Annotated in this window: 21 protein-coding genes; all 21 read right to left on the reverse strand. The window is 75.7% G+C overall.

The window, feature by feature from the left end; all coding sequences use genetic code 11:
• Positions 1-2: 2 nt before the first annotated feature.
• The 21 genes from AC4OR8_RS09820 to aroC all read right to left on the reverse strand — a co-directional run bounded on the left by AC4OR8_RS09820 (position 3) and on the right by aroC (position 24,802).
• Complete coding sequence (locus AC4OR8_RS09820; protein WP_492165372.1) at positions 3-866, reverse strand: tRNA-dihydrouridine synthase; 864 nt, start codon at positions 864-866, stop codon at positions 3-5.
• Positions 863-1,744, reverse strand: coding sequence for an iron-sulfur cluster-binding protein (locus AC4OR8_RS09825; protein WP_492165373.1), 882 nt, complete (start codon positions 1,742-1,744; stop codon positions 863-865). Before AC4OR8_RS09825 ends, AC4OR8_RS09820 begins: the two co-directional genes overlap by 4 nt.
• A complete protein-coding gene (locus AC4OR8_RS09830; RefSeq protein WP_492165374.1) occupies positions 1,741-2,826 on the reverse strand; it encodes a quinone-dependent dihydroorotate dehydrogenase in 1,086 nt (361 codons plus the stop codon). The genes AC4OR8_RS09825 and AC4OR8_RS09830 overlap by 4 nt, the downstream gene beginning before the upstream one ends.
• A 7-nt stretch (positions 2,827-2,833) precedes the next feature.
• Entirely contained in the window at positions 2,834-6,172 is a 3,339-nt protein-coding gene (gene carB, locus AC4OR8_RS09835; RefSeq protein ID WP_492165375.1) for a carbamoyl-phosphate synthase large subunit, read from the reverse strand.
• Positions 6,172-7,365 (reverse strand): glutamine-hydrolyzing carbamoyl-phosphate synthase small subunit, encoded by a 1,194-nt coding sequence (gene carA / locus AC4OR8_RS09840; protein ID WP_492165376.1) that lies wholly within the window; start codon positions 7,363-7,365, stop codon positions 6,172-6,174. The genes carB and carA overlap by 1 nt, the downstream gene beginning before the upstream one ends.
• A 126-nt stretch (positions 7,366-7,491) precedes the next feature.
• The gene (locus AC4OR8_RS09845) at positions 7,492-7,932 is read right to left on the reverse strand and encodes an SRPBCC family protein (RefSeq protein ID WP_492165377.1); all 441 of its coding nucleotides are present in this window, start codon (positions 7,930-7,932) and stop codon (positions 7,492-7,494) included.
• A gap of 117 nt (positions 7,933-8,049) precedes the next feature.
• Entirely contained in the window at positions 8,050-10,608 is a 2,559-nt protein-coding gene (gene hrpB / locus AC4OR8_RS09850; protein WP_492165378.1) for an ATP-dependent helicase HrpB, read from the reverse strand.
• A gap of 269 nt (positions 10,609-10,877) precedes the next feature.
• Positions 10,878-12,191 (reverse strand): dihydroorotase, encoded by a 1,314-nt coding sequence (locus AC4OR8_RS09855; RefSeq protein ID WP_492165379.1) that lies wholly within the window; start codon positions 12,189-12,191, stop codon positions 10,878-10,880.
• Entirely contained in the window at positions 12,188-13,144 is a 957-nt protein-coding gene (locus AC4OR8_RS09860) for an aspartate carbamoyltransferase catalytic subunit (protein WP_492165380.1), read from the reverse strand. The genes AC4OR8_RS09855 and AC4OR8_RS09860 overlap by 4 nt, the downstream gene beginning before the upstream one ends.
• Positions 13,141-13,791 (reverse strand): bifunctional pyr operon transcriptional regulator/uracil phosphoribosyltransferase PyrR, encoded by a 651-nt coding sequence (gene pyrR / locus AC4OR8_RS09865; RefSeq protein WP_492165381.1) that lies wholly within the window; start codon positions 13,789-13,791, stop codon positions 13,141-13,143. Before pyrR ends, AC4OR8_RS09860 begins: the two co-directional genes overlap by 4 nt.
• Positions 13,792-13,877: 86 nt before the next feature.
• The gene (locus AC4OR8_RS09870; protein ID WP_492165382.1) at positions 13,878-14,891 is read right to left on the reverse strand and encodes an NADPH:quinone reductase; all 1,014 of its coding nucleotides are present in this window, start codon (positions 14,889-14,891) and stop codon (positions 13,878-13,880) included.
• Between the two features lie 68 nt (positions 14,892-14,959).
• A complete protein-coding gene (locus AC4OR8_RS09875; protein ID WP_492165383.1) occupies positions 14,960-16,537 on the reverse strand; it encodes a MinD/ParA family ATP-binding protein in 1,578 nt (525 codons plus the stop codon).
• 117 nt (positions 16,538-16,654) lie between these two features.
• Positions 16,655-18,037 carry a dihydrolipoyl dehydrogenase family protein gene (locus AC4OR8_RS09880; RefSeq protein WP_492165384.1) on the reverse strand — a complete coding sequence of 461 codons (1,383 nt, stop codon included), beginning with the start codon at positions 18,035-18,037 and terminating at the stop codon, positions 16,655-16,657.
• A 67-nt stretch (positions 18,038-18,104) separates the two neighbouring features.
• Positions 18,105-18,923, reverse strand: a complete 819-nt coding sequence (locus AC4OR8_RS09885) for a DUF1206 domain-containing protein (RefSeq protein ID WP_492165385.1) — start codon at positions 18,921-18,923, stop codon at positions 18,105-18,107.
• Positions 18,924-18,981: 58 nt separating this feature from the next.
• Positions 18,982-20,358, reverse strand: a complete 1,377-nt coding sequence (locus AC4OR8_RS09890; RefSeq protein WP_492165386.1) for a dihydrolipoyl dehydrogenase family protein — start codon at positions 20,356-20,358, stop codon at positions 18,982-18,984.
• A gap of 66 nt (positions 20,359-20,424) precedes the next feature.
• On the reverse strand, positions 20,425-20,832 hold the full coding sequence (nusB, locus tag AC4OR8_RS09895; RefSeq protein WP_492165387.1) for a transcription antitermination factor NusB: 408 nt from the start codon (positions 20,830-20,832) through the stop codon (positions 20,425-20,427).
• The gene (gene efp / locus AC4OR8_RS09900) at positions 20,832-21,395 is read right to left on the reverse strand and encodes an elongation factor P (RefSeq protein WP_492165388.1); all 564 of its coding nucleotides are present in this window, start codon (positions 21,393-21,395) and stop codon (positions 20,832-20,834) included. Before efp ends, nusB begins: the two co-directional genes overlap by 1 nt.
• Before the next feature lie 112 nt (positions 21,396-21,507).
• Positions 21,508-21,942, reverse strand: coding sequence for a type II 3-dehydroquinate dehydratase (locus AC4OR8_RS09905; protein WP_492165389.1), 435 nt, complete (start codon positions 21,940-21,942; stop codon positions 21,508-21,510).
• A gap of 9 nt (positions 21,943-21,951) precedes the next feature.
• A complete protein-coding gene (gene aroB / locus AC4OR8_RS09910; RefSeq protein WP_492165390.1) occupies positions 21,952-23,100 on the reverse strand; it encodes a 3-dehydroquinate synthase in 1,149 nt (382 codons plus the stop codon).
• Positions 23,097-23,618: a shikimate kinase gene (locus tag AC4OR8_RS09915; RefSeq protein WP_492165391.1), complete on the reverse strand. Its 522-nt coding sequence runs from the start codon at positions 23,616-23,618 to the stop codon at positions 23,097-23,099. Before AC4OR8_RS09915 ends, aroB begins: the two co-directional genes overlap by 4 nt.
• 5 nt (positions 23,619-23,623) lie before the next feature.
• Positions 23,624-24,802, reverse strand: a complete 1,179-nt coding sequence (gene aroC, locus AC4OR8_RS09920) for a chorismate synthase (protein ID WP_492165392.1) — start codon at positions 24,800-24,802, stop codon at positions 23,624-23,626.
• Positions 24,803-25,310: the final 508 nt, after the last annotated feature.

Below are 25,310 nucleotides of genomic sequence, written 5' to 3' on the forward strand. Positions count from 1 at the left end.
GGTCAGCGGGCAGCGGCGGTGTCGGCGGCGTCGGCGGCCAGCTCGGCGGCGATGCGCACGGCGGCGGTGGGGTCGTGCAGCAGCGCGGAGCCGACCTGCACCGCCCGGGCGCCGGCGCGCAGGTGGGCGCGGGCGTCGTCGGCGGTGGTGATGCCGCCCGCACCGACGACCACGAGGTCGGGCAGGGCGGCGCGCACCTCGGTGACGCAGCGCAGCGACAGCGGCCCGATGGCGGGGCCGCTGAGGCCGGCGGGGCGCCCGTCGGCCATCGCGGCGGCCACCGCGTTGCCGACCACCACCACGGCGGCCCCCGCGTCGCGGGCCACCCGTGCGGTCTCCACGACCCGCACCAGGTCGGGGCGCAGCTTGGCGAGCACCGGGACGCCGCGCGGCAGCTCGCGCAGCACGGCCGCCACCGCCCCGCCGGCGTGGAACGGCTCGCGGACGTCGAGGACGCCGGCCGCCGCGGCGTCGGGTGCGGAGAGGTTGACCTCGACCGCGCTGACCCCCGGGGCGCTGGCCAGGCGGCGGGCGACCTCGGCGTACTCCCCCAGCGTGCGCCCGGCCACCGACACCACGACGCGGGCGCCCTGCTGCACCAGCCAGGGCAGCTCGGTGGCGAGGAACCGGTCGAGGCCGGGGTTGCCCAGCGCGCCGGCGTGCAGCAGCCCGGCCGGCGACTCGACCAGCCGCGGCGCGGGCCCGCCCGGGCGGGGGTCGCGGGTGAGGGTGCGGGTGACGAAGGCGCCGTACGCCGCGAGCCCGGCGGGCCCGGAGTAGCCGGCCAGCTCGCGGCCGGTGCCGCCGCACCCGGCGGCCACCATCACCGGGGTGGCCAGGGTGAGCCCGGCGAGGTCGACGCTCACCGGGCCGGCCCCGGCGCCGCGAGCGCGGAGGTCTCGGGCAGGTCGGCCCAGCGCACGCGGTCGCCGCGCAGCACGGGCCCGTCGACGCAGGCCCGTGCCGTGCGGGCCACCCCGTCCTCGCCGACGACCGGCACGGGGCAGCCGTGGCACAGGCCGGTGGCGCAGGTGAGGGGCTGCTCGAGGGCCACCTGGCTCCAGGCGCCGTGGTCCTCGGCCGCGGCGGCCACGGCGTGCAGCGAGGCGGCGCTGCCGGCGGCGTAGACGACCTCGGCGCCGGCACGGCGCAGCGCCTCGGCCACGACGTCGCCCACCCGGCCGCGCACGCCGACGGAGCCGTCCTCGGTGACCACGGTCAGCGAGCGCGCGGAGCGGCGGGCCTCCAGCGCGGAGAGCAGGTGGGCCTCGTCGCGCGCGGCCACCACCAGGCTGACCGCGCACCCGCGCTCGCGCAGCCGCTCGGCCAGCGGCAGCAGCGGGGCCGCGGCGTACCCCTCCCCGACGAGCACGGTGGCCACCGGCTCCTTGGGCAGGGCGAAGGGCCGCCCGAGCGGTCCGGTGACCTGCAGGCGGGTGCCGGCCGGGACGCCGGCCAGCCAGCGGGTGCCGCGCCCGACGGGCTCGACGACGACCTGCAGGGCCAGGCCGTGGCCGCCGACCGGGCGCACCTGGTGGATCCACAGCGCCCGGCGCCCCAGCAGCGCCCCGCCGACGGTGTCGACCGAGACGGCCAGGAAGGTGCCGGGGCGGAACCGCTCGGCGACGCCGGGCGCCACGAGCGTGAGGTGCTGGTAGGCGCCGACGCGCTTGGTGGCGAGCACCTCCGCGGTGCCGTGCACGGCACCGGTGGCCCCGGCTGCGGTCGCCGCCGGGGGGATCACGGGGTCCGCTCGTCGGGGCGGGCCAGCGCGGTGGCCACCCGCCGCGGCCAGGCGGGTCCCTCGTAGACGAACGCGGTGTAGGCCTGCACCAGGTCGGCGCCGGCCTCGAGGCGGCGTCGCGCCTCGGCCGGGCCGTCGACACCGCCGACCCCGATCAGGGTGAGGTCGGGCCCGACCCGTCCGCGCAGGAGCCGCAGCACGGCGTCGGCGCGCGCGGCCAGGGGCGCCCCGGAGACGCCGCCGGCGCCCATCGCGGCCACCTCGGCGACCGGGGTCAGCAGGTCGGCGCGCGACGTGGTGGTGTTGGTGGCCACCACGCCGTCGATCACCTCGTCGCGGTGGCCGGCGACCGCGAGGTCGCCCACGGCCAGCACGTCGTCGTCGGCGAGGTCGGGCGCGATCTTCACCAGCAGCGGCACCCGGCGTCCGGGGGTCGCCGCGTCGGCGACGCGACGCACGTGGGCCAGCAGCGGCTCGAGGCGCTCCACGGCCTGCAGCGCCCGCAGGCCCGGGGTGTTCGGCGAGCTGACGTTGACCACGAGGTAGTCGGCGTGGGGCGCCAGCAACGACGCGCTGCGCTCGTAGTCGGCCTCGACGGCGCCCTGGTCGTCGTCGGGCACCACCTTGGACTTGCCGATGTTGATGCCGAGCACGGGCCGCGTGCGGTCACCGGCGCCGCGGGCGGGACGGCGTGCGGCGCGCGCGGCGAGCCGGGCGGCCACCGCCTCGGCGCCGTCGTTGTTGAAGCCCATGCGGTTGAGCACCGCGCGGTCGGCCACCAGCCGGAACAGCCGCGGCGCGGGGTTGCCCGGCTGCGGCAGCCCGGTGACCGTGCCGACCTCGACGTGGCCGAAGCCCAGGCCGCCCAGCGCGTCGACGCCCAGCGCGTTCTTGTCGAAGCCCGCCGCCAGGCCGAGCGCGTTGGGGAAGGTGAGCCCCATGGCCCGCACCGGCGCGCCCGGGGCGGCCACCCGCCCGAGCAGCGGGGCGGCGGCGCGGATGCCGGCGAACCCGAGGTGGTGGGCCCGCTCGGGGTCGACGCGGGTGGCGACGTGGTCGAAGAACAGCCCGTAGCCGGTCACGCCGACCTCACGCCCGCTGCGAGGCGTGCTGGGTGACCTGCGCCCAGTCCTGCAGGCTGCGCACGCCGATGTCGCCGCGGATCACGGCCTCGATGCCCTGCACCGCGGCACCCAGGCCCTGCACCGTGGTGATGCACGGGACGTTGGCCATCACCGCGGCGGTGCGGATCTCGTAGCCGTCGAGGCGCGCCTGGCCGCCGCCACCGGCGCCGTACGGCGTGTTGACGATCAGCTGGATCTCGCCGTCGTGGATGAGCTGCACGGTGGTGCGCTCCCCCGCCGGCCCGGGGCCCTCGAAGTGCTTGCGCACCACGGTGCTCGCCACGCCGTTGCGGCGCAGCACCTCCGCGGTGCCCTGGGTGGCCAGGATCTCGAAGCCGAGGTCGGCCAGCACCTTCACCGGGAACACCATCGAGCGCTTGTCGCGGTTGGCCATCGACACGAAGATCCGCCCCGAGGTGGGCAGCGGGCCGAACGCCGCGGCCTGCGACTTGGAGAAGGCGGTGCCGAAGTCGCGGTCGAAGCCCATGACCTCGCCGGTCGACTTCATCTCCGGGCCGAGCACGGTGTCGACCTGGGAGCCGTCGGCGGTGCGGAACCGGTTGAACGGCATCACCGCCTCCTTCACCGCGATCGGCTGGTCGGGCGGCAGGCTGCCGCCGTCGCCGGTGGAGCGCAGCAGCCCGCACGCGCGCAGGTCGGCCACGCTCTCGCCGAGCATGATGCGGGCGGCGGCCTTGGCCAGCGGCGTGGAGGTGGCCTTGGAGACGAACGGCACCGTGCGGGAGGCGCGCGGGTTGGCCTCGAGGACGTAGAGGATGTCGGAGGCCATCGCGAACTGGATGTTGAGCAGCCCGCACACCCCCACGCCGCGCGCGATCGCCTCGGTGGCCTCACGGATGCGGCCGATCTCGCGCTCGCCCAGGGTGATCGGGGGCAGCGCGCAGGAGGAGTCGCCGGAGTGGATGCCGGCCTCCTCGATGTGCTCCATCACGCCGCCGAGGTAGAGCTCGTCGCCGTCGAAGAGGGCGTCCACGTCGATCTCGACGGCGTCGTCGAGGAAGCGGTCGACCAGCACCGGCGCCTCGTGGCTGATCAGCCCCGCCGCGATGTGCTTGTCGAGGTAGGCCTCCAGCGCGTCGTCGCCGTACACGATCTCCATGCCGCGTCCGCCCAGCACGTACGACGGGCGCACCAGCACCGGGTAGCCGATCTCGGCGGCGATGCGCCGGGCCTCGGGCCAGGAGGTGGCGGTGCCGTGCTTGGGCGCCACCAGGCCGGCCTCGGCCAGCACCCGGCCGAACGCCCCGCGCTCCTCGGCCAGGTCGATGGCGTCGGGCGAGGTGCCGACGACGGTGACGCCGGCGGCGGCCAGGCCCTGGGCCAGGCCCAGCGGGGTCTGTCCGCCGAGCTGGCAGATGACGCCGGCGACCGGGCCGGCGGCCACCTCGGCGTGCACCACCTCGAGCACGTCCTCGAGGGTGAGCGGCTCGAAGTAGAGCCGGTCGGAGGTGTCGTAGTCGGTGGAGACGGTCTCGGGGTTGCAGTTGACCATCACCGTGTCGTAGCCGGCCTCGGAGAGCGCCAGCGAGGCGTGCACGCAGGAGTAGTCGAACTCGATGCCCTGCCCGATGCGGTTGGGCCCCGAGCCGAGGATGATCACCGCGGTGCGCTCCCGCGGGGCCACCTCGGTCTCCTCGTCGTAGGTCGAGTAGTGGTACGGCGTGGCCGCCGCGAACTCCGCGGCGCAGGTGTCGACGGTCTTGTAGACCGGGCGGATGCCGAGGGCGTGCCGCACCCCGCGCACCACGTCGGCGCTCATCCCGCGGATCTTGCCGACCTGGTGGTCGGAGAACCCGTGCCGCTTGGCGCGGCGCAGCAGGTCGGGGGTCAGCTCGGGCGCGGCGGTGACCTCGACGGCGATCTCGTTGATCAGCGCGAGCTGGTCGACGAACCACGGGTCGATGCCGGTGGCCTCGAAGATCTCCTCGGCGGTGGCGCCAGCGCGGATCGCGTCCATCACCTTGCGCAGCCGGCCGTCGTGGGGCGTGGCGACCTGCGTCAGCAGCGCGTCCTTGTCGAGGTCGACGTGCTCCTGGTGCCAGTCGAAGACGGCGTCGGTCGACTCCAGCGAGCGCAGCGCCTTCTGCAGCGACTCGGTGAAGCTGCGCCCGATCGCCATCGCCTCGCCCACCGACTTCATGTGGGTGGTGAGCGCGGGGTCGGCGGCGGGGAACTTCTCGAAGGCGAAGCGCGGCACCTTGACCACGACGTAGTCGAGGCTGGGCTCGAACGACGCCGGGGTGCTGGTGCCGTCGGGGCGCGTGGTGATGTCGTTGGGGATCTCGTCGAGGGTGTAGCCGATGGCCACCTTCGCCGCGATCTTCGCGATCGGGTAGCCGGTGGCCTTCGAGGCCAGTGCGCTGGACCGTGACACCCGCGGGTTCATCTCGATGACCACCAGGCGCCCGTCGCGCGGGTTGACGGCGTACTGGATGTTGCAGCCGCCGGTGTCCACGCCGACCGAGCGGATGATGCCGATCGCCATGTCGCGCATGTGCTGGTACTCGCGGTCGGTGAGCGTCATCGCCGGGGCCACGGTGATGGAGTCGCCGGTGTGCACGCCCATCGGGTCGAGGTTCTCGATGGAGCAGATGATCACCACGTTGTCGGCGGTGTCGCGCATGACCTCGAGCTCGTACTCCTTCCAGCCGAGGATCGACTCCTCCAGGAGCACCTCGGTGGTGGGGCTGGCCGCGAGGCCGGAGCCGGCGATGCGGCGCAGGTCGGTCTCGTCGAACGCGATGCCGGAGCCGGTGCCGCCCATCGTGAACGACGGGCGCACCACGATCGGGTAGCCGAACTGCTCGACGGCCGCGAAGCAGTCGTCCATGGTGTGGCAGATCATCGACCCGGCCACCTCGCCGCCGAGCTCCTCGACGATCTTCTTGAACACCTGGCGGTTCTCGCCGCGGTCGATCGCCTCGATGGAGGCGCCGATCAGCTCGACGCCGTACTTCTCCAGCACGCCCGCGGCGTCGAGCGCCATCGCGGCGTTGAGCGCGGTCTGCCCGCCGAGGGTGGCCAGCAGCGCGTCGGGGCGCTCCTTGGCGATGACCTTCTCGACGAACTCCGGCGTGATCGGCTCCACGTAGGTGGCGTCGGCGACGTCGGGGTCGGTCATGATCGTGGCCGGGTTGGAGTTCACCAGGACGACCCGGATGCCCTCCTCCTTCAGCACCCGGCAGGCCTGCGTGCCGGAGTAGTCGAACTCGGCGGCCTGGCCGATGATGATCGGCCCGGAGCCGATCACCATCACGCTGCGGATGTCCTCGCGCTTGGGCATCAGGCCTCCTCGCCGTCGGGGGTGTCGCTCGTGGTGCTGACCGCTGGCTCGGGCCGGCGGCGCTCGGACATCAGGTCGACGAAGCGGTCGAAGAGGTACGCCGCGTCGTGGGGGCCGGCAGCGGCCTCGGGGTGGTACTGCACCGAGAAGCTGCGCAGCGCGCCGTCGGGACCCCGCAGCTCGAGGCCCTCGACGACGCCGTCGTTGAGGCACACGTGGCTCACGCCGACCTCGCCCCACGGCGTGGGGGTGGCGGTGTCCAGGTCGACGCCCTCGGGCCACGCGACGGCGAAGCCGTGGTTGTGGGAGGTGACCTCGACCTTGCCGGTGGTGCGGTCCATCACCGGCTGGTTGATCCCGCGGTGGCCGTAGGTGAGCTTGTAGGTCTCCAGGCCCAGCGCGCGGCCGAACAGCTGGTTGCCGAAGCAGATGCCGAAGTACGGCAGCTCCTGGCCCAGCGCGCCCTGCAGCAGCTCGACCTGGGCGGTCGTGGCGGCGGGGTCGCCGGGCCCGTTGGAGTAGAAGAGGCCGTCGGGCTCGACGGCCAGCACGTCGTCGAGGGTGGAGGTGGCGGGCAGCACGTGCACCTCCACGCCGCGCTCGGCCATCCGCCGCGGCGTCATGGTCTTGATGCCGAGGTCGAGGGCGGCCACGGTGAACCGCTTCTCCCCCACCGCCGGCACGACGTAGGCCTCGGTGGTGGACACCTCGCCGGCCAGCTCGGTGCCGCGCATGCCGTCGGTCTCCCGCACCCGCGCCAGCAGCGCGACGGGGTCGGCGCCGGTCGAGGAGATCCCGACGCGCATCGCGCCGCGCTCGCGCAGGTGTCGGGTCAGCGCCCGGGTGTCGACGCCGCTGATGCCGACGACGCCCTGCGCGCGCAGCTCGTCGTCGAGGCTGCGGCGGCTGCGCCAGCTGCTGGCGACGCGGGCGGGCTCGCGCACGACGTACCCGGCCACCCAGATGCGGTGGCTCTCGGCGTCGTCGTCGTTGATGCCGGTGTTGCCGATGTGGGGGGCGGTCATCACCACCACCTGACGGTGGTAGGACGGGTCGGTGAGCGTCTCCTGGTAGCCGGTCATGCCGGTGCTGAAGACGGCTTCGCCGAAGGTCTCGCCCTCGGCGCCGAAGGCCTCGCCGTGGAACGTGCGGCCGTCCTCGAGGACGAGGACCGCGGGGGCATGCGTGGGCACGCCGTACCTCCTTCTCCGCCTCACGGGACGGATCGTTAAAGGATGCCGAGCAGCCTCGAGCCTAGCAGCGCAGGACCCCCGGGGCGGCACGCCGTCCGTCCGGTGACCGGTGATCGAGCGGAAGCCTCAGAGGCGCTCGAGAGCAGTGCGCAGCTGACGTGCGGTGGCGTCGCCGAGCACCTTCAGCGCCGGTACCAGCAGCGGCGAGACCAGCTTGGCCGGCCCTCGCGGGTCGAACTCCGCGCGGTAGGTCACGGCCGTGCCGTCGGGGGTCTCCTGCACGGTCAGGGTGTCGTGCAGCCGCACCGGGCCCGACTCGCCCTCCAGGCGCATCAGGTGGCGCCCGGGGGCGGAATCGACCTCGACCACCGTGTAGAGCGCCTCGGTGCGCTTGCGCAGGAACTGCGAGATGTTGCGGTACGTCGTGCCGACCCCGCCGTCGCCGCTGACCCGGGTGGTGGACACCGTCGGCGGGTCCCACTCCTCGGTGCTGGTGAAGTCGGACATGAACGCCCACACCACCTCGAGCGGACGGTCGACGGTCACGGTGCGTTCGACGGCGGGCATGGGGGTGTCCTGTCCTGAGGGCGCCCCGGCCGGGTCGGGCCGGTGCGGGTGCGGGTCGCGGCGATCCGGGCCCGGTTCCCCCGGTGGCGGCGGTCAAGCGGAGCCGGGGCCGGACGGTCAGCGGCGGGGCGGGAGCCCGCGCCGGGGCGGCGCCGTCCAGGGGTCCTCGGGCCAGGCGTGACGGGGGTAGCGCCCGCGCAGCTCGGCACGCACCGCGGGGTAGCCGGTGGCCCAGAACGACGCGAGGTCGGCGGTGACCGCTGCCGGACGGCGCGCCGGTGAGAGCAGGTGGAGCAGCACCGGCACCCGGCCGTCGGCCAGGCGCGGGGTGCTCGCCCAGCCGAAGACCTCCTGGATGCGCACCGCCAGCACCGGCTGCTCGCCGGTGTAGTCGACCGCCGCGCTCGAGCCGCTCGGGACGACCAGCCGCTCGGGTGCCAGCTCGTCGAGGCGGCCGGCCTGCGGCCACGGCAGCAACCGGCGCAGCCCCGCCAGCACGTCGAGGCGCTGCAGGTCGCGCTGGCTCCGTACCCGCGCCAGCGCCGGGCCGGCCCACCGGTCGAGGTCGCCCAGCAGCGCCTCGTCGGAGACGTCGGGCCAGGGGTCGCCCAGCGCCCGGTGCAGGAAGGCCAGACGGCGGCGCAGCGCGGTCGCAGCGTCGGTCCACGGCAGGGCGTCGAGGCCGTCGCGGCGCAGCCCCTCGCGCACGGCGGCCACCACCGCCTCGACCGGCGGGTCGGGCAGCGTCGCGGAGGTCAGGGCGATGGCGCCCAGACGGGTGGTCCGGCGCGCCTCCACGCGCCCGGACACCCACGCGACCCGGTCCTCCTCCACCCACCACGCCGATGCCGCCTCCAGGGCGAGGTCCTCGTCGAGGGGCGCCGCGGAGCGCACGGTCGCCTCGCGCTGGCCGGGACGCCGGTCGACGTCGGCGACCGCCAGCCACTCCACCCCGGTGAGCCCGCCCGCGCCGTGACCCTCGCGGGGCAGCACCGCGCCCGTGCCCCCGACCAGGAGCAGGGCGCTCGAGCCCGGTCGCTTCCGGGCCACCCGCTCGGGGTGGGCCAGCGCCACCACCGCCCCGACCGCCAGGTCGTCGGGCAGGGCGCCGGTCGGCCCGCGGGTCGACCCGCTGGCCGGTAGCGCGGCAAGCAGCCGCTCGGACGCCGTGCGCCAGGCCGCGGTGCCGGGCCCGCCGCGCCGCTGGGCGCGCAGCGCGGCCACCAGGTCGCCCCCCGGGGCCCGGACGTCCTCCGACAGCAGCGCCACGACCTCCGCCGCACGGCGCGCCCCGACCAGCGGGGCGCCGTCGAGCAGGGCCCGGCCCAGCCGCGGGTCGACCGGCACCCGGGCCACGGCGCGGCCCCGCTCGGTGACGGCGCCGTCCTCGTCGACGGCGCCCAGGCCGCGCAGCGTGGCCCGGGCGGCGTCCAGGGCCGCCGGCGGGGGCGGGTCGAGCAGGGCCAGCCCCGCACCGTCGGGGGCTCCCCACAGGGCCACCTCCAGGCTCCACGACGTCAGGTCGGCCACCGCCACCTCGGGCTCCGGGTGGGCGGCGAGGTGGGCGTGGTCCTCGCGCGACCAGCAGCGGTGCACCGCGCCCGGCCCCTCCCGCCCCGCGCGGCCGGCGCGCTGCTCCGCACCGGCGCGGCTCACCCGCACCGTCACCAGGCCGGCCAGCCCGCGACGGTGGTCGGTGCGCGGCTCGCGGGAGAACCCGGCGTCCACGACCACCCGCACGCCGGGCACGGTCAGCGACGACTCCGCCACGGCGGTCGAGACCACCACGCGCCGCCGGTCGCCGGTGCGCAGCGCACGGTCCTGCTCGGCGGCCGGCAGCCGACCGTGCAGGGCCAGCACGTCCACCCCGCCCACCTCGCCCACCGGGTCCACCGGGCCTCCGGCGTTCGCGAGGCGGCGCACGACGCCGTCGACCTCCCGCACCCCGGGCACGAACACCAGCGCGTCACCGTCGTGCGCGGCCAGGGCACGCCGCGTCGTGGCGGCGACGTGGTCGAGGAAGGCCGCGGACACGCCGTGGTCGTCGGTGCGCAGCACACCGGGCGGCGGCGGGTCCCAGTGCTGGGAGACCGGGTGCAGCGCGCCCGGCACGTCGACCACGGGCACCGGCGGGCTGCCCATCAGCGCAGCCGTGCGCTCGGCCTCGACGGTGGCCGACATCGCGACCAGCAGCAGGTCGTCGCGCAGGTGGCGGCGGACGTCGAGCAGCAGGGCCAGCGCCAGGTCGGCGTCCAGGGCGCGCTCGTGCACCTCGTCGAGCACCACCGCGGCGACCCCGGGCAGGTCGGGGTCGCGTTGCAGGCGTCGCAGCAGCAGCCCGGTCGTGACGACCTCGACCCGGGTGGTGGGGCCGGTGCGCCGCTCCCCCCGGACGGCGTAGCCGACCGTCGCCCCGACCGGCTCCCCGAGCAGACCGGCCAGGCGCCGGGCGGCGGCACGCACGGCGATGCGCCGCGGCTGGGTCACCACCACCCGCCCGGACGTCCCGACCAGGTCGGCGACCGCCGGCGGCACGAGCGTGGTCTTGCCGGTGCCGGGCGGGGCCTGCACCACCACCGCCCCCCGCTCGCGCAGCGCCGCGAGCACCCCCGGCAGGCCCGCCGTGATCGGCAGGTCGGGCGGGTCGGCGAGCAGGCGCCGGATCGGGTCGGTCACCCGGGCAGTCTCCCGCCCGCGGCCGCCCCGTCGCCGCCGGGTCGGCGTCCGGGCCGGCCCGGCAGGGCCGGCGGGGGGGCGGCGTGGGGACGGCGTGGGGACGGCGTGGCGACAGGCGGGCCTCGGGTGGCGGCCGGGCGTGGGGCGGCCGGGGTCCCGCAGTCGGGTCATCCCGCGACTGGGAGGCGGAACCTGCCTCTTGGTGGCTGAAACTTCAGCCACCAAGAGGCGGTTTCCCCGGCCGGCCGGGGAAGCCGCCCACCCCGACCTCAGACCAGGGCGCCGTCCAGCACGGTCGGCACGCCGCGCAGGAAGGTGGCGACGACGCGGCCGGGCAGCTCCATGCCGCGGTAGGGGGTGTTGCGCGACATCGAGGCCGAGGCGGCGGGGTCGACGGTGCGGCGCACGGCGGGGTCGTAGAGCACGACGTGGGCGGGGGCGCCGACCTCGAGCCCGCGGCCGTGGTCGGGGAGCCGGCCGATGCGTGCCGGCGTGGCCGACATCCGCTCGGCGACGCCGGCCCAGTCGAGCAGGCCGGTGTCGACCATCGTCTCCTGCACGATCGACAGGGCCGTCTCGAGGCCGAGCATGCCGAACGCCGCCGCGGCCCACTCGCAGTCCTTGTCCTCGTGGGGGTGCGGGGCGTGGTCGGTGGCGACGACGTCGATGGTGCCGTCGGCCAGCCCTGCGCGCAGCGCCTCCACGTCGGCGCGGGTGCGCAGCGGCGGGTTGACCTTGTAGATCGGGTCGTAGGTGGCGGCGAGCTCGTCGGTGAGCAGCAGGTGGTGGGGGCACACCTCGGCGGTGACGTCCCAGCCGCCCTCCCGGCGGGCGCGCGCCTTGGCCTCGCGCACGATCTCCACCGAGCCGGCCGTCGACACGTGGCACACGTGCAGCCGGGACCCGACGTGGGCCGCGAGCAGGCAGTCACGGGCGATGATCGCCTCCTCGGCCACCGCCGGCCAGCCGGTGAGGCCGAGGCGTCCCGAGAGATCGCCCTCGTTCATCTGCGCGCCCTCGGTGAGCCGGGGCTCCTGGGCGTGCTGGGCGATCACGCCGTCGAAGGCCTTGACGTACTCCAGTGCCCGGCGCATCAGCACCGCGTCGCTCACGCAGCGCCCGTCGTCGGAGAACACCCGCACCCGGGCGGCGGAGTCGGCCATCGCGCCGAGCTCGGCGAGGCGCTCGCCGGCGAGGCCGACGGTGACCGCGCCGACGGGGAAGACATCGCAGTGCCCGGCCTCGCGGCCCAGGCGCCAGACCTGCTCCACGACGCCGGCGGTGTCGGCCACCGGGTCGGTGTTGGCCATCGCGTGCACGGCGGTGAAGCCGCCCATGGCGGCCGCGCGGGTGCCGGTCTCCACGGTCTCGGCGTCCTCGCGGCCGGGCTCGCGCAGGTGGGTGTGCAGGTCGACCAGGCCCGGCAGCGCGACCAGCCCGGTCGCGTCGATCGTCTCCAGGGCCACGCCGTCGCGGGGCGCCGCGGCGTCGGCGCCCAGCGCGGCGATCAGCCCGTCGCGCAGGACGAGGTCGCCCTGCCGGCCGTCGGGCAGGGTGGCGCCGAGGATCAGGTAGTCGGTCACGCGTCGTTCTCCTCGGTGGTGGTCGGGTCGGAGCCGCTGAGCAGCAGGTACAGCACCGCCATCCGCACGGCGACGCCGTTGGTGACCTGCTCCACGATCACCGAGCGGGGCGAGTCGGCGACGTCGGCGGTGATCTCCATGCCGCGCACCATCGGGCCGGGGTGCATGACGATGGTGTGGTCCTGCAGGGTCGCCATCCGGCGCCCGTCGAGGCCGTAGCGCCGCGAGTACTCCCGCGGGGTCGGGAAGAACCCGCCCTGCATCCGCTCGCGCTGCACCCGCAGCATCATCACGGCGTCGACGCCGGGCAGCACGGCGTCGAGGTCGTACGACGTCTCGACCGGCCAGGTGCCCACGCCCACCGGCAGCAGCGTGGGCGGTGCCACCAGCGTCACCTCGGCGCCCAGCGTGGCCAGCAGCAGCGCGTTGGAGCGGGCGACCCGGCTGTGCAGGACGTCGCCGACGATCGCGATGCGCCGCCCGTCGAGCCCGCCGTCGTCCTGGACGAGGTGGCGGGTGAGGGTGAACGCGTCGAGCAGCGCCTGGGTGGGGTGCTCGTGGGTGCCGTCACCGGCGTTGACCACGCTCGAGCGCACCCACCCGGAGTGGGCGAGGCGGTGGGGCGCGCCGCTGGCCGGGTGGCGCACCACCACGGCGTCGGCGCCCATCGCCTCCAGGGTCAGCGCGGTGTCCTTGAGGCTCTCGCCCTTGGAGACGCTCGAGCCCTTCGCGGCGAAGTTGATGACGTCGGCCGAGAGGCGCTTCGCGGCGGCCTCGAACGAGATGCGGGTGCGGGTGGAGTCCTCGAAGAACAGGTTGACCACGGTGCGCCCGCGCAGCGCGGGCAGCTTCTTGATCGGCCGGTCGGCCAGCGAGCGCAGCTCCGCAGCGGTGCGCAGCACCAGCAGCGCGTCGTCGCGGCTCAGGTCGCCGGCGCTGAGCAGGTGCTTCACGCGCCGTCCCCCGCCGTGCCGGCGCCCTGGTCGGTGCCCGGGTCGACGCCCGGGCCGATGCCCGGGCCGGTGATGGTGACGGCGTCGGTGTCGTCGACGCCGACCAGCCGCACGCTGACCCGCTCGACCAGCGACGTCGGCAGGTTCTTGCCCACGAAGTCGGCGCGGATCGGCAGCTCGCGGTGGCCGCGGTCGACCAGCACGGCCAGCCGCACCGCGCGCGGGCGCCCGATGTCGCCGATGGCGTCGAGCGCGGCCCGGATGGTGCGCCCGGAGAACAGCACGTCGTCGACCAGGACGACGGTGCGCCCGTCGACCCCGCAGGGCGGGATCTGGGTGGGCATCAGCGCGCGGGCGGGCTTGAGGCGCAGGTCGTCGCGGTACATCGTCACGTCGAGCGAGCCGACCGGCACCTCGACGCCCTCCACCGCGGCGATGCGCTCCGCGATCCGCTCGGCCAGCGGCACCCCGCGCCGCGGGATGCCGAGCAGCACCAGGTCGGCGCCGCCCTTGTTGCGCTCGAGGATCTCGTGGGAGATGCGGGTCAGCGCCCGGGCGATGTCGCGCTCGTCGAGGACGGTGCGGGCGGCCTGCGGCGGGTGCGCGGCGGCGGGTGCAGGACGTGGGGGCTCGGGGCGCTCCGACACGGTCCGGACCTCCTTCTCCGCCTCACGGGACGGCTCGTTAAAGGATGTCGATCGCGGGCGACCCTAGCAGCCCCGACGGCGCGGCCTCAGGCGTCGGCGACGTCGAGCAGCACCTTGCCGACCACGCCCGACTCGACCGCGTCGTGGGCGGCGGCGACGTCGTCGAGGCGGTGGTGGTGCAGCGGCATCCCGAGGTCCTCGCCCACGCCCAGCGCGCCGTCGGCGACCGCGGCGGTGATGTCCTCGGTCGCAGCGTCGAGCAGGTCCTGGCCGAGGGTGTAGAGCAGCAGGCCCTGCAGGCGCAGGTTCTTCGCGAAGGTCTCCCGCACCGGCACGGCGGCCTCGGCGCCGCCGTTGTCGGCGTAGTAGGCCAGGGTGCCGCGGTTGCGCAGCACCGCGACGTCGAGGGCGATGTTCTGCGCCAGCGCCACCTCCACGACCAGGTCGACGCCGTCGGGGGCGATGGCCAGGACGGCCTCGGCGGCGTCACCGACGCGGTAGTTGACGGTGTGGTGGGCGCCCGCGGCCACGGCCAGGGCGGCCTTCTCGTCGCTGCTCACCGTGCTGATCACCGACGCGCCGGCCCAGCGGGCCAGCTGGATCGCGGCGTTGCCGACCGCGCCGGCGCCGCCGGCCACCAGCACCACCTGGCCGGCGAGGGCGCCCGGCGAGAGCCGGGTGACGCTCTCGCCCGCGGTGAGGGCGCGGTGGGCCGTCACGGCCGGCACCCCCAGGCTGGCGCCGAGGTCGTACGACGCCGCGTCGGCCAGCATCACGACGTGCTCGGCCGGCTGCACGGTGTGCTCGGCGGCGGTCCCGAGGGCCTTCGGGTGGTTGCCCAGCACCAGCCACACGCGGTCGCCCACGGCGAGACGGCTGACGCCCTCCCCCACCGCGTCGACCACACCGGCGCCGTCCTGGCCCGGGGTGACCTCGTCGTGGCCGCGCATGGTGGTGGCGCGGAACTTCCAGTCGGTGGGGTTGACCCCCGCGCGCACGAGCCGCACCCGCACCTCGCCCGGGCCGGGCTCGGGCAGGTCGCGCTCCACGACGGACAGGACGGACGACGGACCGGGCTGGGTGTAGGTGGCTGCTCGCATGCGTGGCTCAGCACCCGCCGGCGACCGGATGTTCCCCGCACGGGCGACGAGGCACGGGTCGCGGGGGCCTACAGGGCGGCCGCCATGCCTGCGCACGCGGTGAGCCAGGAGGCCCGCGTCTCGGGCGAGAGCTGGTGGTAGGGCACCACGGAGCCGGACACCAGCGCCGGGTCGTAAGGCACCCGGAACACCGCGCGGGTGCGCTGCTGGTAGACCTCCACCAGGTCGCCGGCCAGCTTGGCGTCGACCTTCGGGGAGGGGTCGGAGAGCACGGTGACGGTCTGGTACTTCAGGTTCTGGTAGCCGGCGTCCTGCAGGGCGTCGAGCATCCACAGCCCGCTGTAGCCGGTGTCCTCGCGCACCGTGCTGGTGACCACCAGCAGGTCGGCGGCCTCGGCCGCGGCCAGCCAGTTCTCGGCGCGCATGTTGTTGCCGGTGTCGACCAGGATCACCCGGTAGAACCGCTCGAGCAGGTCGTGCACCGCCACGAAGTCGTCGGCGCGGATGGTGCCGGTGACGTCGGGGCGCTCGTCGGAGGCCAGCACGTCGAAGTGCGCGTCGCCCTGGGAGCGGACGAACCCGCCGAGGTCGCCGATGCGCGACTGCTGCACGTCGCCGAAGCGGGCGAGGTCCTCCAGCAGCTCGCGGGTGGTGTTGCGGTGGTGGCCGCGGGTGGCGCGGATGCCGAGCGTGCCGCGGGTCTCGTTGTTGTCCCAGGCCACCACGCCACCGCCGCGCACGGTGCCGAAGGTGTGGCCGGCGGCGAGCACGCCGGTGGTCTTCGCGGCGCCGCCCTTGGGGTTGATGAACGCGATCGTGCGGGGCCCGTCGAACTCGCGCTGCACCGCGGCGCGCTCCTGGCGGTGGGTCTGCTCCTTCGCCCCGGCCGACGGGCTCACCGCGCCGCCGGTCCAGCGTCGCACCCGGCCGCGCCACCCCCAGGTCGCGGGACCGTCGTCGCCGTCGTCGGTGCGCCGCTCCAGGAAGTCGGTGGCCGACATGAACCGGCGCGGCTCCCCGGCGCCCGGTGCGGGTGCCGCCGGAGCGGGCACCACCGGCGCCGCCGGGGACGGCGCCGCTGACCCGGCGATGGTGGGCCCGACGGTGGTGGGCCCGGCGGCGAACGGCGGTGCCTGCACCCATCCGGCCGGCGGGGCGGCCGGCGGCGGGGAGGCCGTCGCCGGCGTCCAGCTCGGGGCCGGCACGCCCGTGGCGTCCGGCCCGAGGTGGGCCGGACCCGCGGGCCCCGGCGTCCAGGACGGCGGCGGGGGCGGCGTCGCGGGCACGGGCGCTGTCGCGGGCACGGGCGCTGCGGGCTCGGCAGGGCCGTCCGACGGGTCGCCCGACGGGTCGCCCAACGGGTCGCCCAGTGGGTCGGCGAGCGGGTCGGCGAGGTGGTCGGTGCGCGGCGGCGCGGGTGCAGGCGGGGCGGCGGGCGAGGCGGCCTGCGCGGCGGCGTACGCCTCGAGGTCCTCGACCCGGTAGAGCCGGTCGGAGGTGTCGCCGGGCGCGGTCGGCTCGACCGGGCCCGCCGGCTCCGCGGACCTCGCGGACTGCTCCGGCGGCGCGGGCTGCGCGGGCTGCACGGGCTCCCCGGGCTGCGGCTGCGCGGGCAGGTGGTCGGCGGGCTCGTGCGGCTGCGTCATCGTTCCTCCGAGATGGGCGACGGGTGCTGCGAGACCCCCCTTCCCCGCGCCGGCCCGGGTCACACCCGCCGCTGCGCGCCCCGCCGCCCCCCGTCGACCCGTCCCGCAGCCGGCCGCCTACCCGCCCGTCTGCTCGTCGAGGTCGTCGAGCGCGGCCTGGATGGTGCGGTGGAAGGTCGGGTAGGCGAAGTGCATGGCCCGCAGCGTGGAGACCGGGACCTGCGCGTGCACGGCGGTGGTGAGCATGCCGATCACCTCGCCCCCGCTGGGGGCCACCGTGGTGGCGCCCACCAGCACGCCCCGGCCACGGTCGGCGACGACCTTGACCAGGCCCTGCCCGCCGTGGATCCAGCCGCGGCTCGACCGCTCCACCTGGGCGTGCCCCACCGCGACGTCGAGCCCGGCGTCGCGCGCCTGCTCCTCCGTCAGGCCCACGGCCCCGACCTCGGGGTCGGTGAAGGTCACCCGGCTGACGGCGCGGTAGTCGGCCCACGGCCCCTCGGCCTGCCCGAGCACGTCCCGCACGACCGCGGCGCCCTGGTAGAGCGCGACGTGGGTCCACGGGCCCTTGCCGGTGATGTCGCCGACGGCCCACAGCCGCTCGCCGGCGCGCAGGTGGTCGTCGACGTCCACGAGGGGTGCCGCGGGGTCGAGGCCGACCGTCTCCAGCCCGACGTCGCGCAGGTGGGGCGATCGCCCGGTGGCCACGAGCAGCCGCTCGGCCCCCACCACGTCGCCGCCCACGGTGACCCGGAACAGCCCGTCGGCGTGCTGCACCCGCTCCACCTCGGCGCCGGTGCGCACGTCGACGCCGTCGGCCCGCAGCACGCCGGCCACCAGCTCGCCGGCCTCGGGCTCCTCGGGGGCCAGCAGCCGGTCGCCGGCCTCGAGCAGCGTCACCTCGCTGCCGAAGCGCGCGAAGACCTGGGTGAGCTCGGCCCCGATCGGTCCGCCGCCGACGACGACGAGCCGGCGCGGCGCCTCGGTGGCGCGCACGGCCTCCCGGTTGGTCCAGTACGGCGTGCCGGCGAGGCCCTCGACCGGCGGCACGGCCGGCGCGGTGCCGGTGCCGAGCACCACGCCGCGCGTGGCGACCACCCGCACCCGTCCCGCGTCGGTGTCGACCTCCACCACGCCCGGCCCGGCGAGCCTCCCGTGGCCGCGCACCAGCACCACGCCGGCGTCCCGCAGCGGGGCGGTGTGGGACTCGTCGTGCCAGTCGTGGTTGGCCTCGCGGATGCGTGCGGCGGCCGGCCCGAGGTCGGCGACCACCTCCACGGCACCCGAGAGGGTCGCGGCGCGGCGGGCCTCGGCGAGGGCGTCGGCGGCGCGGATCATCAGCTTGGAGGGGGTGCAGCCGTGGAACGGGCACTCGCCGCCGACCAGGTCGGCCTCCACGCCGACCACGCGCAGGCCCGCGCGGGCGAGCTTGGTGGCGACGTGCTCACCGCCCGCGCCGAGGCCCAGCACCACCACGTCGGTCTGCAGGTCGCTGGTCACGCCCCCACCTAACAGGGTGCGCCCACACCGGCAGCCGGGCCGCAGCCAGCCCGGCGGGGCGAGCCGCTCAGCGCGAGAGGTGCCGGGCGCGGGCGAAGCAGAACAGGCCGTAGCAGCCGATGCCGAGCGCGAGCGCGCCGAGGAGGAACGGGCCGTAGGGCTGCTGGAGCACCTCGTGGAGGGCCTGGTCGAGGCCGCCGGACTTCTTGGCCTCGTGGACGGCAGCGGCGTAGAGGAACAGCCCGCCGACGATGCCGATGGCGATGCCCTTGGCGACGTAGCCGATCTTGCCGAACCAGACGTACGCCGTGCCGGCGTCGCCGCTCTTGCCCTCCGCGGTGAGGTGCTCGCGGAACCCCTCGGTCCAGGCGCGCACCACCTGGGCGACCCCGTAGCCGAGGATCGCCAGGCCGATGAGGCCGACCAGCCACTGGCCGCCCGGCCAGTTCATGATGCGCGCGGTGAGCGGGTCGGAGCCGCCGCCGGAGGACGAGCCGGTGGCGACCTGCACGGCGCTGAACCCGATCGAGGCGTAGATGACGGCCTTCAGCACCGAGCCGCCGCGGGCGAGCCACAGCTTGCCGCCGTCCTCGTCGTGGTGACCGGCGAACGCCTCGAGCAGGCGCCACACCACGAGCAGGAACATGCCGAGCGCGATCAGCCAGATCAGGGTCTGGCCGAAGGGCTCGTCGGCCAGCTGCTGCAGGGCACCGCTGCTCGACGCGCTGCCGCTCTGGTCGCCCATCGCCAGCTGGAGGGCGACCCAGGCCAGCAGCAGGTGCACGACGCCGTACGCCACCAGGCCGGCCCGCACCGCGTGGTCCAGCCAGGGGCTGGCCTCCGCCTGGTCGCCGGCCCGCTCCGCCTTGCGCGTCATCTCACCCATGGCCCGCAACCTAGCGCCCCGCGCGGGTGGTGCTGGCCACCCGCCCGGGGGTGGGCCGTCAGCCCAGGTCGGCCACGGCGGTCTCCACCGCGCGGTGGAACGTCGGGTAGGCGTAGATCATCGTGCGCAGCGTGTCGACCGGCACCTCGGCGTGCACCGCGAGGGCCAGCAGACCGAGGATCTCCCCGCCACCCGGGCCGATCGCGGTGGCGCCGACGAGGACGCCGCGGTCGGCGTCCTCGACCAGCTTGATCAGCCCGCGGGCCCCCACGCCGTGGGTGAACCCCCGCGACGACTGCTCCAGGGGCGTGCTGCCGGTGCGCACGCGCAGGCCGGCGTCGCGGGCCTGCTGCTCGGTGAGGCCCACCCCGCCGACCTCCGGGTCGGTGAAGGTGGTGTGCGGGACGGCGTGGTAGCGGGCGGCGGGGCCCTCCTCGCCGAGGACGTCGCGCGCGGCGACCGCCGACTGGTACATCGAGACGTGGGTCCACGCACCCTTGCCGGTCACGTCGCCGATGGCCCACAGCCCGTCGCCGGCACGCAGGTGCTCGTCGACCTCCAGGACCCGCGCGGTGGGGTCGAGCCCGACGGTCTCCAGGCCGAGGTCGTCGAGGTTGGGCGTGCGTCCGGCGGCGACCAGCAGCTGGTCGGCCACCAGCTCCTGGCCGTCGTCGAGGGTCAGGGTGAAGGCGCCGTCGGCGTGGGCCACCCGCTCGGTGGAACGTCCGGTGAGCACCCGGATGCCCTCGTGGGCGAAGACGTCGGCGATCAGCGCACCGGCCTCGGGCTCGTCACCGGGCATCAGGTGGTCGCCGTGCTGCACGACGGTGACGCGCACGCCGAAGCGCGACATGACCTGGGCCAGCTCGCAGCCGATGGGGCCGCCGCCGATCACCGCCAGCGTGCCGGGCAGCGAGGTGGTGCGCACGGCCTCGCGGTTGGTCCAGTACGGCGTGCCGGCCAGCCCCTCGACCGGCAGCTCGGCGGGGCGGGTGCCGGGGTTGACCACGACGCCGCGCGAGGCGACGTACGTCGTGCGGGTGCCGTCGGGGGCCTCCACCACGACGCGGCGGGGTCCGTCGAGGCGGCCCACGCCGTGCACGACGGTGGCGCCGGCGTCCTGGAGCCGGTCGACGGCCACGGTGTCGTCCCAGCCGGCCGTGGCCTCCTCGTCGACGCGGCGCGCGACCGGTGCCCACGACGGCACGACCGTGGCGTCGCCGGCCAGCGTGTTGACCCGGTGGGCCTCGGCGAGGGCGTCGGAGGCCCGCACCATCATCTTGGTGGGGATGCAGCCGTAGTAGGGGCACTCGCCGCCGACGAGGTGCTTGTCGACGGCGACGACCTGGAGCCCCGCCTTGGCCGCGGTGCTCGCCAGCGCCTCGCCGCCGGGGCCGAGACCGATGACGACGAGGTCCACGCTCTGTTCGCTCATGGGTCCAGCATGACCCACGGGGGTCTGCGCCCGCTCACCTCTCGGTGACGGGCCGGCGGGTCGCGCTCAGACCAGGGTGGCCTTGTCGCGCTGCAGGGCCCCGAGGACGCCGTTGACGAACTGCGGCGACTCGTCGGTCGACAGCTCGCGCACCAGCGACATGGCCTCGGCGACCGCCACCGCGTCGGGCACGTCGTCGGCCCAGAGCAGCTCGTAGACGCCGATGCGCAGCACGTTGCGGTCGACGGCCGGCATCCGGTCGAGGGTCCAGCCCTCGGAGTAGCCGGCGAGCAGCTCGTCGATGCGCGCCTGGTGCGCGGCGACGCCGTGCACCAGCGCGCCGGTGTAGTCGTGGGTCGGCGGGGCGCCCTCGGCGACGGAGCGCTCGAGGGACTCCACCGGTGACTCACCGCGCATGTCGGCGGCGAACAGCACGTCCAGCGCCCGCTTGCGGGCCTTGGAGCGGGCCGCCATCAGGACTTGATTCGACCGAGGTAGGACGAGTCGCGGGTGTCGACCTTGACCTTCTCGCCCTGGTTCACGAACAGCGGCACCTGGATCTCGTGGCCGGTCTCGAGCGTGGCGGGCTTGGTGCGACCGGTGGCGCTGTCGCCGGCCAGGCCGGGCTCGGTGAAGGTGACGACGAGCTCGACGGAGGCCGGCAGCTCGACGAACAGCACCCGGCCCTCGTTGGTGGCCACGATGGCCTCCTGGTTCTCCAGCAGGAAGTTCGCGCCGCCGCCGAGCACCTCGGGGCTGACCTCGAGCTGGTCGAACGTGCCGACGTCCATGAAGACGAACGACGTGCCGTCGTTGTAGAGGTACTGCATGGTGCGGCGGTCGACCGTGGCGGTCTCGACCTTGGTGCCGGCGTTGAACGTCTTGTCGACGTTCTTGCCCGACTCGACGTTGCGCAGCTTGGTGCGCACGAACGCCGGGCCCTTGCCGGGCTTGACGTGCTGGAACTCGACGACGGCCCACAGCTGTCCGTCGATGTTGAGCACCATGCCGTTCTTCAGGTCGTTGGTCGATGCCATGTGCGCGGTTCAGCCTCACTGCTTCGGGGATCGGGACGCGTCCGCGTCGTGCCGGACGAACACCTCAGCCTACCGGCCCGCCCCGGCGGCGTCCCACTCGCCGGGCGCCGGGTCAGCCGCTGTGGCGGGCGAGCACCTCGAGGGCGGTGCGGTAGCCGTCGACGCCCTGTCCCGCGACCACCTCGACGGCGTACGCCGTGACCACGGAGTGGTGGCGGAACTCCTCGGGCCGCTGCCGCGGGTCGGAGATGTGCACCTCCACCAGCGGGGCGGTGAGCTGGGCGCAGGCGTCGAGCAGCGCGTAGGAGTAGTGGGTCCACGCCGCGGCGTTCAGCACCACCGGGGTGGCGTCGTCGGCGGCGTCGTTGAGCAGGTCGAGCAGCACGCCCTCGTGGTTGGTCTGGTGCACCTCCACCTCGAGGCCCAGCTCGCGGCCCCACGCCATGCACCGCTGCGCCAGCTCGGCGTGGGTGGTGCGGCCGTAGATCTCCGGCTGCCGCCGCCCGAGGCGGCCCAGGTTGGGCCCGTTCAGCACCAGCGCGCGCACGGCCCGCCCTCAGCCGATCGCGGCGAACGCCGCACGCAGGTCGGCCTCGGAGGGCCCGGCGAGCACCCGCGGGCGGGCGAGGTCGTCGAGGACGACGAACCGCAGCTCGTTGCCGCGCGCCTTCTTGTCCACCCGCATCGTGGCCAGCAGGTCCTCGAACGACGCCCCGGCGTACGCCGTGGGCAGGCCCACCCGGCCCAGCACCTCGCGGTGGCGGCGCACGACGTCGGGCGCCAGGTCGCCGGCGCGGGCGGCGAGCTCGGCGACGAACACGCAGCCGATCGCGACGGCCTCGCCGTGGCGGATCTCGTAGTCCTCGGCGCGCTCGATGGCGTGGGCGAGGGTGTGGCCGTAGTTGAGCACCTCGCGGCCGGGGTGGCCGTCGACGCCGCCGGTCTCGCGCAGGTCGTCGACCACGACGTCGACCTTCACCCGCACCGCCCGCTCCACCAGCTCGCGCAGCACCGGCGAGCCCGACGGGTCGTCGAGCAGCGCGTCGACGTCGGCGGACTCCACGAGGTCGAGGATCGCGGGGTCGGCCACGAAGCCGCACTTGACCACCTCGCCGAGCCCGGCGACGAGCTCCTCGCGGGGCAGGGTGTGCAGCAGCGAGAGGTCGCACAGCACGCCGGCGGGCTCGTGGAAGGCGCCCACCAGGTTCTTGCCCGCAGCGGTGTTGATGCCGGTCTTGCCGCCGACAGCGGCGTCGACCATGCCGAGCAGGGTCGTCGGCACGTGCACCACGCGCACCCCGCGCAGCCAGGTGGCGGCCACCAGCCCGCCGAGGTCGGTGGTCGCACCCCCGCCGAAGGTCACCACGGCGTCGGAGCGGGTGAACCCCGCCGCGCCCAGGGCCTCCCACAGGTCGACCAGCACGTCGGCGGTCTTCGCCGCCTCCCCGTCGGGCAGGCCGAGGGCCAGCACGTCGTGGTGGGGCAGCAGCGCGTCGACCACCGGCTGCGCCAGCTCGCCGAGCGTGCCGGCGTACAGGAAGGCGATGCGGGTGGTGTCGGGCCCGAGCAGCGCGCTGAGTCGCCCGCCCAGGTCGTGGCCCACGACCACGTCGTACGGCGACGCGCCGCCGACGTGGAGGACGGTGGCCTCGGGGGCGGGCTCGGGGGTGGGCTCGGGGGTGGGCCCCGCGTTGCTCGGGCTCATCGCAGGAGCTCCTCGATCTCGTTGGCGACCTGGTCGGGGGTGCGGGCGTCGGTGACCACGACGTGGGTGGCCACCGACTCGTAGACCGGGGTGCGCTCGTCGAGCAGCTGCTTCATCCGGCCGCGGACGTTGCCCATCAGCAGCGGCCGGGCGGTGCCGAGGCCCACCCGGGAGGCGGCGTCGGCCAGGCCGACGCGCAGGAAGACCACGCAGTGGCCGGCGAGGCGCTCGCGGGTGGCGGGGGCGAGCACCGCTCCCCCGCCCAGCGCCAGCACGCCGGTGTGGGCGGCGAGCGCGTCGGCCACCGCGGCGGCCTCGAGCTCGCGGAACCGGCCCTCGCCGTCGTCGACGAAGATGTCGGAGACGCTGCGGCCCTCCGCGGCCTCCACGTCGCGGTCGGTGTCGCGCACGGCGACGCCCCAGCGGGCGCCGAGCAGGTCGGCCACGGTGGTCTTGCCCGCACCCATCGCCCCGACCAGCACGACACGGGGACCGGAGGGTGCGTCGTCCGGGCTCACGGGGCTCACCGGTAGGAGAGCGACGCGAGGTAGGTCTCGACGTTGCGACGCGTCTCCGAGAGCGCGTCGCCGCCGAACTTCTCCAGCACGGCGTCGGCCACCACGAGCGCCACCATCGCCTCGGCGACGATGCCGGCTGCCGGCACGGCACACACGTCGGAGCGCTGGTGGTGGGCGACCGCCTGCTCACCGGTGGCGACGTCGACGGTGCGCAGCGCGCGCGGCACCGTGGCGATCGGCTTCATCGCCGCGCGCACCCGCAGCACCTCGCCGGTGGTCATCCCGCCCTCGGTGCCGCCGGAGCGGCCGCTGCTGCGACGGATGCCGTCGGGGGTGGCCACGATCTCGTCGTGGGCCAGCGAGCCCGGTGTCGCGGCGAGCGCGAACCCGTCGCCGACCTCCACGCCCTTGATGGCCTGGATGCCCATCAGCGCGCCGGCCAGGCGGGAGTCGAGGCGGCGGTCCCAGTGCACGTGGGAGCCCAGGCCCGGGGGCAGGCCGTGCACGACCACCTCGACGACGCCGCCGAGGGTGTCGCCGTCCTTGTGGGCCTCGTCGATGCGCGCGACCATCGCGGCGCTGGCCCCGGGATCGAGGCAGCGCACCGGGTCGGCGTCGAGGCGCTCGAGGTCACCGGCCGCGGGCCACAGGCCGTCGGGGGCGCGCACGCCGCCGAGCTCGACGACGTGCGAGAGCACGCTCGCACCGCAGGCCTGGGCCAGGAAGTTCGACGCGACCCGGCCCAGCGCGACGCGGGCGGCGGTCTCGCGGGCCGAGGCCCGCTCGAGCACGGGCCGCGCGTCGTCGAAGTCGTACTTCTGCATGCCGGCGAGGTCGGCGTGGCCGGGCCGCGGGCGGGTCAGCGGGGCGTTGCGCGCGAGCGTGGCCAGCTCGTCGGCGTCCACGGGGTCGGCCGACATGACCCGGTCCCACTTCGGCCACTCGGTGTTGCCCACGACGATCGCCACCGGACCGCCCTGGGTCAGGCCGTGACGCACCCCGCCGGTGATCGTCACCTGGTCCTGCTCGAACTTCATCCGCGCGCCCCGGCCGTAGCCGAGCCGGCGACGGGCCAGGGAGTCGGAGACGTCGTCCGTGGTGACCCGCACGTGGGCGGGCATCCCCTCGAGGACGGCGACCAGGGACGGGCCGTGGGACTCGCCCGCGGTGAGCCAACGCAGCATGCCCGCAGTCTCCCACGCCCCCGTCCTCCCCCCGCGCCCCCCGGTGCGCCCCGAGACCGCTGGTGGGTCGTGTGCCTGGGTCGTGTGGCCTGGGTCGTGTGCCTGGGTCGTGTGCCTGGGTCGTGTGCCTGGGTCGTGTGCCTGGGTCGTGTGCCTGGGTCGTGTGCCTGGGTCGTGTGCCTGGGTCGTGTGCCTGGGTCGTGTGGCCTGGGTCGTGTGGCCTGGGTCGTGTGCCTGGGTCGTGTGCCTGGGTCGTGTGCCTGGGTCGTGTGCCTGGGTCGTGTGCCTGGGTCGTGTGCCCCACGACGCGGCCCGGCGCGTCCCCAGGCACACGACCCGCACACCGACCCGCGAACCACCCGCGGTCACCGGCGCACCACCCGGGTCGTGTGCCCCACGACGCGGCCCACCGCGTCCCCAGGCACACGACCCGCACACCGACCCGCGAACCACCCGGGGTCACCGGGGCACCAGCCGGGTCGTGTGTCCCACGACGCGGCCCGGCGCG

The sequence above is a fragment of the Nocardioides sp. FY1077 genome (genome assembly GCF_058681775.1).

Coding starts and splice junctions, on each gene's coding strand:
- AC4OR8_RS09885 (WP_492165385.1), bottom strand. CDS start 18,923: ATGGGTGAGATGACGCGCAAGGCGGAGCGGGCCGGCGACCAGGCGGAG.
- aroB (WP_492165390.1), bottom strand. CDS start 23,100: ATGAGCCCGAGCAACGCGGGGCCCACCCCCGAGCCCACCCCCGAGCCC.
- AC4OR8_RS09875 (WP_492165383.1), bottom strand. CDS start 16,537: ATGACGCAGCCGCACGAGCCCGCCGACCACCTGCCCGCGCAGCCGCAG.
- AC4OR8_RS09870 (WP_492165382.1), bottom strand. CDS start 14,891: ATGCGAGCAGCCACCTACACCCAGCCCGGTCCGTCGTCCGTCCTGTCC.
- AC4OR8_RS09845 (WP_492165377.1), bottom strand. CDS start 7,932: ATGCCCGCCGTCGAACGCACCGTGACCGTCGACCGTCCGCTCGAGGTG.
- AC4OR8_RS09890 (WP_492165386.1), bottom strand. CDS start 20,358: ATGAGCGAACAGAGCGTGGACCTCGTCGTCATCGGTCTCGGCCCCGGC.
- aroC (WP_492165392.1), bottom strand. CDS start 24,802: ATGCTGCGTTGGCTCACCGCGGGCGAGTCCCACGGCCCGTCCCTGGTC.
- carB (WP_492165375.1), bottom strand. CDS start 6,172: ATGCCCAAGCGCGAGGACATCCGCAGCGTGATGGTGATCGGCTCCGGG.
- nusB (WP_492165387.1), bottom strand. CDS start 20,832: ATGGCGGCCCGCTCCAAGGCCCGCAAGCGGGCGCTGGACGTGCTGTTC.
- efp (WP_492165388.1), bottom strand. CDS start 21,395: ATGGCATCGACCAACGACCTGAAGAACGGCATGGTGCTCAACATCGAC.